The 12,076-nt window shown below is 66.6% G+C and carries 11 protein-coding genes; 4 read left to right on the top strand and 7 right to left on the bottom strand.

Annotated features, from left to right (window positions below; all coding sequences use genetic code 11):
• Positions 1-63 precede the first annotated feature (63 nt).
• The 7 genes from ACYQ1Z_RS04175 to ACYQ1Z_RS04145 all read right to left on the bottom strand — a co-directional run bounded on the left by ACYQ1Z_RS04175 (position 64) and on the right by ACYQ1Z_RS04145 (position 9,167).
• A complete protein-coding gene (locus ACYQ1Z_RS04175; RefSeq protein ID WP_459791249.1) occupies positions 64-1,779 on the bottom strand; it encodes an ABC transporter ATP-binding protein in 1,716 nt (571 codons plus the stop codon).
• Positions 1,776-2,798 (bottom strand): ABC transporter permease, encoded by a 1,023-nt coding sequence (locus tag ACYQ1Z_RS04170; protein ID WP_459791248.1) that lies wholly within the window; start codon positions 2,796-2,798, stop codon positions 1,776-1,778. The genes ACYQ1Z_RS04175 and ACYQ1Z_RS04170 overlap by 4 nt, the downstream gene beginning before the upstream one ends.
• A 1-nt stretch (position 2,799) precedes the next feature.
• Positions 2,800-3,891, bottom strand: coding sequence for an ABC transporter permease (locus ACYQ1Z_RS04165; protein ID WP_459791247.1), 1,092 nt, complete (start codon positions 3,889-3,891; stop codon positions 2,800-2,802).
• Positions 3,892-4,007: 116 nt separating this feature from the next.
• Positions 4,008-5,639, bottom strand: coding sequence for an ABC transporter substrate-binding protein (locus ACYQ1Z_RS04160; RefSeq protein ID WP_459791246.1), 1,632 nt, complete (start codon positions 5,637-5,639; stop codon positions 4,008-4,010).
• A 234-nt stretch (positions 5,640-5,873) separates the two neighbouring features.
• Positions 5,874-7,004 (bottom strand): tRNA 2-thiouridine(34) synthase MnmA, encoded by a 1,131-nt coding sequence (gene mnmA, locus ACYQ1Z_RS04155; protein ID WP_459791245.1) that lies wholly within the window; start codon positions 7,002-7,004, stop codon positions 5,874-5,876.
• Between the two features lie 160 nt (positions 7,005-7,164).
• Positions 7,165-8,388 (bottom strand): cysteine desulfurase family protein, encoded by a 1,224-nt coding sequence (locus ACYQ1Z_RS04150; RefSeq protein ID WP_459791244.1) that lies wholly within the window; start codon positions 8,386-8,388, stop codon positions 7,165-7,167.
• Positions 8,389-8,474: 86 nt separating this feature from the next.
• The gene (locus ACYQ1Z_RS04145; protein ID WP_459791243.1) at positions 8,475-9,167 is read right to left on the bottom strand and encodes a hypothetical protein; all 693 of its coding nucleotides are present in this window, start codon (positions 9,165-9,167) and stop codon (positions 8,475-8,477) included.
• A 194-nt stretch (positions 9,168-9,361) separates the two neighbouring features.
• Here ACYQ1Z_RS04145 and ACYQ1Z_RS04140 point away from each other — a divergent pair, with 194 nt between their 5' ends.
• The 4 genes from ACYQ1Z_RS04140 to ACYQ1Z_RS04125 form a co-directional block, all read left to right on the top strand.
• The gene (locus tag ACYQ1Z_RS04140) at positions 9,362-10,309 is read left to right on the top strand and encodes a J domain-containing protein (RefSeq protein ID WP_459791242.1); all 948 of its coding nucleotides are present in this window, start codon (positions 9,362-9,364) and stop codon (positions 10,307-10,309) included.
• Positions 10,310-10,404: 95 nt separating this feature from the next.
• Positions 10,405-10,872, top strand: a complete 468-nt coding sequence (locus tag ACYQ1Z_RS04135) for a tRNA (cytidine(34)-2'-O)-methyltransferase (RefSeq protein ID WP_459791241.1) — start codon at positions 10,405-10,407, stop codon at positions 10,870-10,872.
• Between the two features lie 208 nt (positions 10,873-11,080).
• Complete coding sequence (locus ACYQ1Z_RS04130) at positions 11,081-11,689, top strand: sigma-70 family RNA polymerase sigma factor (RefSeq protein WP_459791240.1); 609 nt, start codon at positions 11,081-11,083, stop codon at positions 11,687-11,689.
• Between the two features lies 1 nt (position 11,690).
• Positions 11,691-12,076 (top strand): RskA family anti-sigma factor (locus tag ACYQ1Z_RS04125; protein ID WP_459791239.1); only part of this gene is annotated, 386 nt, incomplete at its 3' end.

Here is a 12,076-nt window from a genome sequence, read left to right as displayed (position 1 = left end):
CCGGGTGTTAAGGACCGGCGCCGGGCAGCACCCCGGCCCCGGTCCCACACTCCGGGCAACCGCTTAAATGCCCAGCAGCGCCCGGTGCTGTTCCCGGCGTCGTTCCTGTTCGTCCGGGTCGGGCACCGGAAGGGAGGCGATCAGGCGCCTGGTGTAGTCGTGCCGGGGACTGCCCATGACCTGGCTGCCAATCCCCTGTTCCACCAGCCGGCCCCTGTACAGCACGCCTATCCATGAGGCGAGGCTGTCCACCACCGCAAGGTCATGGCTGATGAAGAGGCAGGCGAAACCGAACTCCTGCTGGATCTCCTTGAACAGGTCAAGGACCTTGGCCTGGACTGAAACGTCGAGGGCCGACGTCGGCTCGTCGGCGATCAGCAGACGGGGGTTCAGGCTCAGTGCCCGCGCCAGGGATGCCCGCTGCCGCTGGCCGCCGGACAGCTCGTGCGGGTAGCGGGCCGTGTACGACGCCGGCAGCTGCACTGATTCGAGCAGCTCGCCGACGCGCTTTCGCGCCTGCGCAGGACCGAACCGGGTGTGGATGACCAGGGGCTCGGCGATGCATTCCCCGATGGTGAGTTGCGGGTTGAAGGATGCCGCCGGGTCCTGGAAAACAAATCCGATGTCTTTCCGGAGTGGTTTGAAGGTGCGCTCCCGGAAGTCCAGCAACTCGTAGCCCAGCACTTTCAGGCTCCCGCCCGTGGCCCGGTTGAGCCCGGCGATGGCGCGGCCGATAGTGGTCTTTCCCGATCCTGACTCCCCGACCAGCCCGAAGACTTCGCCCTTGGACAGCGTGAAGCTGACGCCGTCCACCGCCTTGAACGCCGGGGTGCCGAGCCTGCCGGCATATTCGATGGCCAGGTTTTCTGCAGCAACCAGGACCTCCGCGCCCTGGCGGGGACGTTCTGTGAGGCCTGCGGAGGCCGAGTTGTGCCCCAGGTGCGGCACCGCGGCAAGCAGCTTGCGGGTGTAGTCCTGCCGGGGTTCCGCAAAAAGCTTCCGCACCGGCGCTTCCTCGACGATGCCGCCCTGGTGCATCACGATTACCCGGTCCGCGAGGTCTGCCACCACACCCATGTTGTGCGTGATCAGGACAATGGACGTGCCGTATGTGTCGCGAAGGTCCCGGAGCAGTTCCAGGATTTCCGCCTGCACGGTGACGTCCAGTGCAGTGGTGGGCTCGTCCGCGACGATCAGTCCGGGATTCAGGGCCAGTGCAGCGGCGATGACCACCCGTTGCTTCTGCCCGCCGGAGAACTGGTGCGGGTAGTAATTTACGCGGCGTTCGGGGTCGGGTATGCCCACTTTGCGCAGCGCCTCCACCGCACGGGCTTTGGCGTCCTTGGCGGACACCCGTTTTCCGCCGCTTGTCCCGGCGTGCGCACGGATTCCTTCCGCGATCTGCCAGCCCACGGTGAAGACGGGGTTCAGGGCGGTCGAGGGCTCCTGGAACACCATGGCCACGTCGCGTCCACGGATCTGACGGAGCCGCTCGGCGCCGACGCTGATGACGTCGGCGCCGTTGATCAGCACGGTTCCGGAGCTGGTGGCTGTTTCCGGCAGCAGGCCAAGGATGGTTTTGGCGGTCACGGTCTTGCCTGAACCCGATTCGCCCACGATGGCCAGCACCTCCCCTGCCTGGACGTCCAGGGTGACATCCTTCACCGCGTGGACGTCACCGCCGTCGGTGGCAAAGGTGACCCGAAGGTTGCCAATGCCGAGGACGGGCCGTCCGTTCCGTTCCGGCCGGTCTGATACCGAACCAGGGTCAGTGCTCATGATCCCCTCACTTCCACGTCGATGGCAGCCTGCGCCGGGGCCGCGGGCCCACGTCCGCCCTTGGCTCCTGCGGCTTTGCGTCCGCGGAGGCGCGGATCGTTCAGGTCATTGATGCTTTCCCCCACGAGCGTGAGGCCTACCACGGTCAGCACGATCGCCAGTCCGGGGAACAGTCCGGTCCACCAGATTCCGGAGGTGGTGTCGGCGAGCGCCTTGTTGAGGTCGAACCCCCACTCTGCTGCCGAACTGGGCTCGATGCCGAATCCGAGGAAACCGAGTCCGGCAAGGGTCAGGATTGCCTCGGACGCATTCAGGGTAAAGATCAGTGGCAGTGTCCGGGTGGCGTTCCGGTAGATGTGCCGGCCCATGATCCTGGTGCTGGAGGCCCCGACCACCTTGGCTGACTCGACGAAGGGTTCTGCCTTCAGCCGTACCGTCTCAGCCCTGATGACACGGAAGTACTGCGGGATGAAAACCAGGGTGATCGCGGTTCCCGCGGCGAAGATGCCACCGGTAAGGCTGGATTGCCCCCCGCTGATGACAATGGCCATGACGATGGCCACGAGCAGTGACGGGAAGGCGTAGACGGCGTCGGCGATGACCACCAGGATCCGGTCGAGCCAACCGCCGAGGTAGCCGCTGACCAGGCCAAGGGCCACACCGACGACGATGGACAAGGTGACCGCCACAACGATGACGAGGATTGCTGTCTGCGCACCCCAGATCACCCGCGACAGGACGTCGTATCCGCCTACCGTCGTGCCCAGGAGGTGTTTGCCGCCTGGTGCCTGCTGCGTGGGGAAGTTGCCGTCGTCGTCGGACAACTGGGAGAAGCCGTACGGCGCGAGCAGCGGCGCGAACACCGCGGTCAGGACGAAGGCGCCGGTAAGGACCAGCCCGGCCACCAGCATGCCGCGCTGGAGCCCAACGCTCCTCGCGAAGTGTGAGACGACCGGAAGCCGGCGGAACAGCGGAGCCCGCGGATTGGCCACGGGAACAGGCACGTCGGTAACGCTCATGTCAGTACCTCACGCGGGGGTCGATCAGCGCGGCGATGATGTCCACGATGAAGTTGGTCACGGCCACGATGATCGCCAGCAGCACGACGATGCCCTGCACGGCAACGAAGTCACGTGCAGTGAGGTAATTGGCCAACTGGAACCCCAGCCCCTTCCACTCGAACGTTTTCTCGGTGAGCACCGCACCGCCCAGCATCACGGCGATCTGCAGGCCCATCACCGTGATGATCGGGATCAGCGCGGGTTTGTAGGCGTGCCTGGTCACCAGCCGGTACTCGCTGACGCCGCGGGACCTGCCTGCCTCGATGTAGTCCCGGCCCAGGGTGCCAATCACATTGGTGCGGACCAGGCGGAGGAAGATTCCTGCCGTCAGCAGGCCGAGGGCCAGGGCGGGGAGGACTGCATGGGCCGCGACGTCCCCGAAGGCGGCCAGGTTGCCGCTGCGAAGGGCATCCAGCCAGTAGATGCCGGTAGGGGCTTCCAGCGAGGTCAGGGCCAGCTCGCTGGAGGTCTTCGCCCTTCCGGCCACGGGCAGCCAGCCCAGCCAGACCGAGAAGGTGAGCTTCAGGAGCATCCCGGCGAAGAACACCGGAGTGGCGTAGCAGAGGATGGCGAAGATCCTGAGCACCGCATCGGGTGCCTTGTCCCGGCGGGACGCGGCCACCATACCGAGGGGGATGCCGGCCAGCAGGGCGACAAGGAGCGCGTTGATGCTCAGTTCGAGGGTGGCGGACCCGTACGTGGCAAGCATTTCGACGACGGCGCGGTTGTCGGTCAGGGTGCGTCCGAAGTTGCCGGTCGCCAGTTGCCCGAGGTACTCGAAGTACTGGACCAGGAGCGGCCGGTCGTAGCCTGCGGCCTGGATACGTTCCTGGAGTTGGTCTGCGGGCAGCCTGCCGCCCATGGCTGCGGTGATGGGGTCGCCGGTGATCCTCATCAGGAAGAAGACCATGGTGACGAGGATGAAGATGGTGGGAAAGATCAGCAGGAAACGGACCAGGATGTACTGCCCCAGTCCACCTCCGGAAAATTTCTTGGCTGTCGGCAGCAGCCCGTCAGCGTCGCCTGGCGGCGCGTCGATCAAAGTGGTCATGGTACCTCAGGGGTCATCGGATGCGGGCCGCGCCCGCACCGGCCGGCACGGGGGCGGGACGCCCTTGCGGCGCCCCGCCCCCGTGTGCGGTTCTTGGCGGAATTGGCAGCGTGGACCTACTTGGACATCACGCCGAGGCGGGTCTTGAAGGACGGGTCGAGCGTCTTCTCCACGCCTTGCACGTTGGTGCTGGCCACCATCACCTGGGCGCCCTGCAGCAGCGGCAGCGTGGACAGGTCCTTGGCGATGGCTTCCTGCGCCTGGCCCAGCAGTTTGCTCCGTTCCGCCTTGTCGGTGGTCACCAGCTGCTTCTTCACGACGTCGGTCACGGCAGCGTTTTCGTAGTGGTTGCCCAGGAAGTTGCCCGGGATGAAGAACGGGGTGAGGTAGTTGTCGGCGTCGGAGTAGTCCGGGAACCAGCCGAGCTGGTAGGCCGGATAGGCGTCGGCCCTGCGCTCCTTGGTATAGGTGGTCCATTCCGTGGACTTGAGGTCCACCGTGAACAGCCCCGACTTTTCCAACTGCTCCTTGACCAGGGCGTACTCATCTGCCGCGGAGGTGCCGTACCTGTCTGTGTACTGCAGCTTGAGGTCCACCACTGAGTTGACGCCCGCATCCGCCAGGACCTTCCTGGCCTTATCCAGGCTGGGCTTGCCGTTGCCGTCCCCGTAGAGGCTCTTCAAGGGTTCGGCTGCGCCCTCGAACTCCTTGGGAACGTAGGAGTAGACCGGAGTGTAGGTGTCCTTGAAGACCTGGGAGGCAATCACTTCCCGGTCAACGAGGTGGGCGACTGCCTGCCGGACGGCGAGGGCCTTGGCGGGGTCGGCGTCGGGTGTCTTTGCTCCGAAGGGCATCGTGTCGAAGTTGAACACGATGTACCGCAGTTCACCGCCGGGACCCTTGTGGACCTTGACGTTGCTGTCGGATTCGAGGTCGGCGACGTCGGTCGCAGTGAGGATCCTGCCGGCAACGTCGATGTTGCCCTGCTGGACGTCCAGCTTCAGGTTGTTCGGATCGGCGTAGTGCTTCAGGGTCGCACCGCTGTTGGCGGCCTTGCCGAGCAGGCCCTGGTAGTCGGGGTTGGGCTTGAAGCTGACCAGTTCGTTCTTCTTGTAGCTCTCGATCGTGTACTGGCCTGCGAAGGGCTTTGCCGCGACGATGGCGTCGTCGTCCAGGATTTTGTCGGCCGGGAAGACTTCCTCGTCCACGATCGGACCGGGATTGGACGCAAGGACGCCCGGGAAGACCTGGTCGTTGCCGGCCTCAAGGGTGAAGACCACAGTGGTGGCGTCCGTCGCCTCGACTTTTGTCATGTTGGACAGCAGGGACGCGGGGCCGTTGGGGTCGTTGATGTTCTTGACCCGGTTGAAGGAGAAGACGACATCCGACGAATCCAGGGTGTGCCCGTTGGCGAACTTGAGATCGGGCTTCAGCTTCACGGTGAACTCGGTGGGGCTGGTAAAGGAGGCGGATTCGGCAATGTCCGGCGTGGCGTCCGCGGTCCCCGGGGCATAGTTCAGCAGGAACGGATAGACCTGGTTCATGACCATGAAGGATCCGCCGTCGTAGGATCCGGCGGGGTCGAGCGTTACGACTTTGTCTGTTGTGCCGTAGCTGATGTCTGCACCGCCGGTGCCGCCGGTGGAGGATCCGCCGCCGCCTGAGGGGCCCGTGCAGGCAGTCAAGGCGAGGGCGGAGATGCCTGCGAGCGCGATGGCGCCGGGCAGTGCTTTGGGGCTCTTTGTCATCTGTGAACTTTCTGTCCGATGAGCACACCCCGCCGACCAGGGGTGCCTTTGCTTAGGCAGGGTGCTACTGATGGGTAGATTCAATCAGAGAGTCAACACTCAGGACGGTTCATTGTGTGAGTTACGACACGAAATCCGGCTGGCGGGTGCCTGCGGACCCGGACTGCGTCTGCCATCGGGCAGCAAAAAGCGCCGCCCCTGCGTGTGCAGGGGCGGCGCTTTGGCCTGGTTGCGCTAGAGGGCGGCGCGCTGAAGCGACCGGGCGGCGTCGATGGTTGCCTGGCCGAGGACACGCGTGCCCTGGTACAGGACCACGGTCTGGCCGGGAGCCACGCCGCGGAGCGGGTCGGTCAGCCGGACTACCAACTGGCCTGCGGAAGTGTCGTCGCCCTGCTCCATCCACGCGGTGGCCGGAACAGGGTCCCCGTGGGCGCGGACCTGGGCATGGCAGTCGAAGGCCTCGCCGGTCTCCACCTCCGTGATGGGCAGGCCTGCCCATGACACCTTGATGCCGCGGATCTCGTCGATGGCCAGCAGGTCCTGGGGGCCCACCACCACTTTGTTTTCCTTCGGACGGATTTCGAGCACAAAGCGGGGCTTTCCGTCCGCCGCCGGCGTGCCCAGCTTGAGGCCGCGGCGCTGGCCGACGGTGAAAGCATTGGCACCGGGATGCTCGCCTACTTTGGCACCGGTTTCATCCACGATGTCCCCGGCGGTCATCTCGATTTTTTCCGCAAGCCACCCTGCGGTATCGCCGTCGGGAATGAAGCAGATGTCGTGGCTGTCCGGCTTGTTGGCGACCGACAGGCCACGGCGCTCGGCTTCGGCCCGGACTTCGGCCTTCGACGGGGTATCGGCCAGGGGGAACATGGAGTGCTTGAGCTGCTCGTGCGTCAGGACGCCGAGGACGTAGCTCTGGTCCTTGGCCCAGTCAGCGGCGCGGTGCAGTTCGCGGTTCCCGTCCGCGTCCTCGATCACCTTGGCATAGTGGCCGGTGCAGACGGCGTCGAAGCCCAGTGCGATTGCCTTCTCCAGCAGCGCGGCGAACTTGATCCGCTCGTTGCAGCGCATGCAGGGGTTGGGAGTGCGGCCTGCAGCGTATTCGTCGATGAAGTCCTGCACCACGTCCTCCTTGAACCGCTCGGAGAAGTCCCAGACGTAGTAGGGGATGCCGAGGACGTCGCAGGCGCGCCATGCGTCGCGGGAATCCTCGATGGTGCAGCAGCCCCGGCTGCCCGTGCGCAGGGTACCGGGCATCCGGGACAACGCCAGGTGGACACCGACGACGTCGTGCCCCGCCTCGACGGCGCGGGCGGCGGCAACGGCGGAGTCTACTCCGCCGCTCATGGCTGCTAGAACTCGCATGCTGGCTTTCTGTCGGGGAAGGATCTGGCCGGAGGCCGGGATGGGCGGACGGGCCGGAAGGGTGTTAAGTGGATTGCCGGGGAGGCTCCCGGAAACGATGTTCGCCTATCTATTCTACGGCCTCGTGTAAAGCGCGCCGCCGCGCAGGGCGTCCGCAGCTTTACTTGGCAGCTTGCCTGGCGATGGTGCCGGCTGTCTGGATAGAGGACTCATGCCCGGCCATGCCGGCCTGCCGCGCCCGGGCATAAGCGTCCGGCAGGGCCGCCAGCAGGGCGTCCACATCGGCCTCGGTGGACGCGTGGCCCAAGGTGAAGCGCTGCGCCCCGCGCGCCGTCTCCTCATCCAGGCCCATGGCCAGCAGCACATGCGAGGGGCGCGGGACGCCGGCAGTGCAGGCCGACCCGGTGGACGATTCGACGCCGGCAAGGTCCAGGAGGAAAAGCAGCGAGTCACCCTCGCAGCCCGGGAACGTGAAGTGCGCGTTGCCGGGGAGACGGCCGGCGCCCGGCGCTCCCCGGAGGACCGCGTCCGGAACCCTTTCCCGGACGCCATCGATCAGGCGGTCGCGCAGCGCTGCTATCCGGGCGGACTCCCCGCCCAGGTTTGCCGTGGCGGCACCGGCCGCAGCGGCGAAGGCCGCGATGGAGGCCGTGTCCAGGGTTCCGGAACGGACATCCCGCTCCTGGCCGCCTCCGTGCTGGACCGGTGTGAGCTTGACCGCACGCCCGAGCAGGAGGGCGCCGACGCCGACCGGCCCGCCGATCTTGTGGCCGGAGATGGACATGGCATCGAGGCCGGACGCCTTGAAGTCAACTGCCAGGGAACCGAAGGCCTGCACGGCGTCTGAGTGCACCGGGACGCCCGCAGCGTGGGCCAGTTCCACGATCCGCGCAATGGGCTGGATGGTGCCCACCTCGTTGTTGGCCCACATCACTGTCACCAGTGCGACGGTTCCGGGATCTCGGGCCAGCTCGGCTTCAAGGGCCTGCAGGTCCACGACGCCTTCACTGTCAACGGGCAGCCACGCCACCTCGGCGCCCTCGTGCCGTTCCAGCCACTCGACAGTGTCCAGGACTGCATGGTGTTCGACGGCGGAACACAGGATGCGCCGCCGCGCAGGGTCTTCAGCCAGGCGGGACCAGTAGAGGCCCTTGACGGCGAGGTTGTCCGATTCGGTTCCGCCGGAGGTAAATATCACCTCGGAGGGATGGGCTCCGGCGGCAGCAGCTACCGTCTCGCGCGCGTCCTCAACGGTGCGGCGCGCCCTGCGTCCGGAACCGTGCAGGGATGACGGGTTCCCGGTGCGGGCGAGTTCGCGCGTGAGGGCAGCCAGCGCCTCAGCCGCAATCGGGGTGGTGGCAGCGTGGTCGAGGTAGACGGGCACCTTCCAATTCTAGCCAATGTGATGTTCCGGCCCCGGCTTCGTTCAGTCGTGGCCGCGGCCCGGCTGGCCGGCATCTCCTCGAAACGCTAGTTCGACGGCGGCACGAGCGGCAGGTACCTGGACACGTCGGCACGGGCCGCGCCCAGAGCGGCGGCGTCGGGGCATGACACGGACACATACACGGAAGAGCCCGCAGTCGCGAACAGCCGTGCGAGGACGACGGCGGCTCTTCCGGCCGGCGGTCCGGCCTGTTCAAGGACCAGGACCTCCGCCCGGCGGACGGGACCGTCCTGGCCCTCCCCCCAGCCCAGCGTGTCCGTCTTCAAGTGGTCCGGCAGGATCGTCGGATCCAGGTATTCAAACAGCGCCACTGTTGAATCACGGTCATCGGCCCTAGCCAGGACCGCCTGGGTATTCCGGACTTTGGCAGCCACCAGGCAGCCGTCCGTTTTGAGGTACTGGCTCTCCCCTGCCACGTTCTGCTTGACCGGTTTCCAGCCGGGAGCTTTACCCAGTCCATCGGATATGCCCACCGGGACGCCCCGGGCAAGGGTCTGTCCCGCAGCCAGGGGCAGGTCCTGCGCGGCCACGGCCTCTGCGTCATGGCCCGGAGTGATCGTCGGAGTCGCCAGGACAGGGGTGCTGCCAACTGGTTGTGGGGCCGCCGGGTCGGGGACGCCGATGCTGCAGCCAGCGAGGAGAACCGCACCAAGCGCGGCCGCGAGCACCTTCCCTGGCCGGCCCGCCCGCGCAGCCCGTCCCGCCGTCGGCTTTTCCATGTCCACCCCGCTGCTGTCCCCATATCCGCTTCGGCACGTCCCCTCCGGCCGTGCACCCACGAGTCTAGACTGCGGCAGGACCGGGAACCCGCCGGACCCGGGCGCTCGTTGTGTGAACAGGGCCGGCCGCGATGCTGGCTAGACTGGGCTGGCCCGGCCCGGCGGGGCAGGCCGACAACGAAAAGGACGAGTGCTTGACCGAGAGCAGCAGCTCCCACTACCAGGTCCTTCGGGTGGCCGTCACCGCCACCGAGAAAGAGATCAAGCTGGCCTACCGCCGTGCTGCCCGTGCCGCACACCCTGACCATGGCGGTGACCCGGCTGCCTTCCGCCGGGTGACTGCCGCGTACGAGACACTCATCGACCCCCAGCGCCGCAAAGCGTATGACCGTTCCTATGCGGCCGGCACGGTCCGCGGCACCCCGGACAACGAACCGCACTTCGACGCTCCGCCCGCAGGCAGCAGGGCGTCAGCCACCGTCCACCGGACCGGCAGTGCCCGGAACACGGCGGGTGATCCTCCCGTCTACGTCCCGCCGTTCGATGGCGGGGCGTCCGGAAACGTGCCGCTGATTCCCCTGGCCCAGGCGAGCCAACAGGTCCACGGCATGCCCCGGAAGCGCGGGATCTTTGGCGCCGAGGCCAGGATCCAGCGGGAGATGCGCACGGTGCAGCTCCTGACCCGGCAGGTCCTGCCGGCCATCCCGGCGGCCCGGCTCATCAACGGCCTGCAATCGCCCGCGGACAACAGCCACATCGACCACGCCGTCCTGTCCGGTTACCGGCTTGCGCTGGTCAACTCCATGCTGCTGCCCAAGGGTGCCTACGCCTGGAACGGCAACACGCTCAACCATGGAGCGCGGACCATCGTCCCGCCCCGGCTCTCCCATATGGTGCGGGCCATGCAGGATATTTTTCCGGAACTCAACGTCACCGGCTGGACCGTGGTCCTCAGCCCGAGCGGGAACCTGCACGAACCGGTGATCGACCACCACCGCCGCTCCGCCGGGGCCCTGGAGACGGTCCAGATCGTCAATGCCGCAGGCATGGTCCGGGGCATCAAGGAGTTCCTCGCCTCCGGACCGGCACCGCACACGGTCAATGTTCCCGTGCTGGCCCGGCTGCTCCGCGGCATGCACTGAGCGGTATCACTGGACGGCGTCACTGAACGGCGTCTCTGAACGGCATGCAACCGCCACGGGAAGGCGGGGCCGGGTGCTGTGGCTAGGATTGGAAGGTGTTCCGCATCCTCTTCCATGAACCTGAAATCCCCGGCAACACCGGAAACGCCATCCGGCTGGCTGCCATCACCGGTGCGGAGCTGCATCTGGTGGAACCCCTCGGTTTCGACTTCTCGGACGCCAAACTGCGCCGGGCCGGACTGGACTACCACGACCTCGCCGTGGTCACCGTGCACAAGAGCATCGGGGAAGCCTGGCAGCACCTGCAGCCGGAACGCGTCTACGCCTTCACCTCGGACGGGACGGCCAGCTACACGGACATCTCCTACCAACCCGGCGACGTCCTGATGTTCGGGCGGGAATCGGTGGGTCTTCCGCAGGAACTGAAATCCGATCCCCACGTGACTGCGACGGTGCGGCTGCCGATGCTCCCGGCCCTGCGCTCTCTCAACCTCGCCAATGCCGCATCCATCGCCGTCTACGAGGCGTGGCGGCAGCAGGGGTTTGCGGGCGCCCGGCTCTGACACCGCCGCTGGCCGCGTCCACGAACCTGAAATGAACGCCCGGTATCGCCCATCCACCCCAGCCGCTGCCCCGAATCCCTCGTGAGGACATTCCGGCGGGAACGAGGAGCGGCAGGTGACATTACTAGGGACGGGCCCCCGGACAGGCGGACTCCAGCACAGCGAAACTGCTCTGGATCCGCCGCCGGGAGACTTATGCTTGGTAGTAATGGAAACCCCCAATGCGCCACATACCGAGGCTTCCGCCGCGGTCACAGACCCGCCGGCCGACCTCAACCACCACCTAGGTGCGCTGCTGCAGGGAATCGCCCGGGGCGACCAGGCAGCCTTCGCGGAGTTCTACCAGCTGACGTCGCGGCGGGTCTTTGGCATGGCCCGCAGGGTCCTGATCGATCCCGAGCTCAGCGAGGACACCACGCAGGAAGTGTTCCTGCAGGTCTGGCAGAGCGCGGCACGGTTTGATCCCCAGGCAGGCAGCCCGCTCTCCTGGCTGATGACCATCTCGCACCGGCGCGCCGTGGACAAAGTAAGGTCCGCGCAGTCCGCCACGGACCGGGAGGCCAGATACGGCGCCAGCAGCCAGGACATCGACCACGACTCAGTTTCCGATGAAGTGGGCAGCCGGCTTGAAGCCGAGGCGGTTGTCCGCTGCCTCGGTACGCTGACGGAAACGCAGCAGGAGTCGGTTCGCCTGGCCTACTACGGCGGCCTCACCTACCGGGAGGTCGCGGAACAGTTGAACGCAGCGGTACCCACCATCAAGTCCCGCATCCGGGACGGACTGATCCGATTGAAAACCTGTCTGGGGGTGAGTTGAGATGACAGACGCAAACCATGGAAGCACCGGCCGCTCCGGTGCCTTCGGAGAGACCATACCCATGGACCTCGCCACCGGCCGCGCCGTAGACCTGGCAGAGTTGTATGCCCTGGACGCTGTGACGGCTGGAGAGCGGCAGGCCATTGAGGACTACTTCTCCACCGCTCCCGATTCGGAACGGCTTGCCTTCCAGGAGCGGGTCCGCCATGCCCGCGAGACGCTCGCCAGGACTTTCCGCGTTGAGGCGGAGCCTCCTGCGGATCTCTATGGCCGCATCGTCGCCCAGCTGCCGGACGGCGGCAGGGCGCAACAGCCGGACGGGCGCGACGCCGGCAGTGCTGCTGCCGGGCCGGCTGCGGTCACCCAAACGGGTGCGGCTGCCGGGGC

This window comes from Arthrobacter sp. AD-310 (assembly GCF_054656615.1).
The sequence above is the reverse complement of the archived record's forward strand: the minus strand, read 5'-3'. Positions and strand labels throughout refer to the sequence as shown.

What these genes read in the sequence shown, in the direction of transcription:
- ACYQ1Z_RS04170 (WP_459791248.1), bottom strand. Translation starts at nt 2,798, where the DNA reads ATGAGCGTTACCGACGTGCCTGTTCCCGTGGCCAATCCGCGGGCTCCG.
- mnmA (WP_459791245.1), bottom strand. Translation starts at nt 7,004, where the DNA reads ATGCGAGTTCTAGCAGCCATGAGCGGCGGAGTAGACTCCGCCGTTGCC.
- ACYQ1Z_RS04160 (WP_459791246.1), bottom strand. Translation starts at nt 5,639, where the DNA reads ATGACAAAGAGCCCCAAAGCACTGCCCGGCGCCATCGCGCTCGCAGGC.
- ACYQ1Z_RS04175 (WP_459791249.1), bottom strand. Translation starts at nt 1,779, where the DNA reads ATGAGCACTGACCCTGGTTCGGTATCAGACCGGCCGGAACGGAACGGA.
- ACYQ1Z_RS04145 (WP_459791243.1), bottom strand. Translation starts at nt 9,167, where the DNA reads ATGGAAAAGCCGACGGCGGGACGGGCTGCGCGGGCGGGCCGGCCAGGG.
- ACYQ1Z_RS04130 (WP_459791240.1), top strand. Translation starts at nt 11,081, where the DNA reads ATGGAAACCCCCAATGCGCCACATACCGAGGCTTCCGCCGCGGTCACA.
- ACYQ1Z_RS04165 (WP_459791247.1), bottom strand. Translation starts at nt 3,891, where the DNA reads ATGACCACTTTGATCGACGCGCCGCCAGGCGACGCTGACGGGCTGCTG.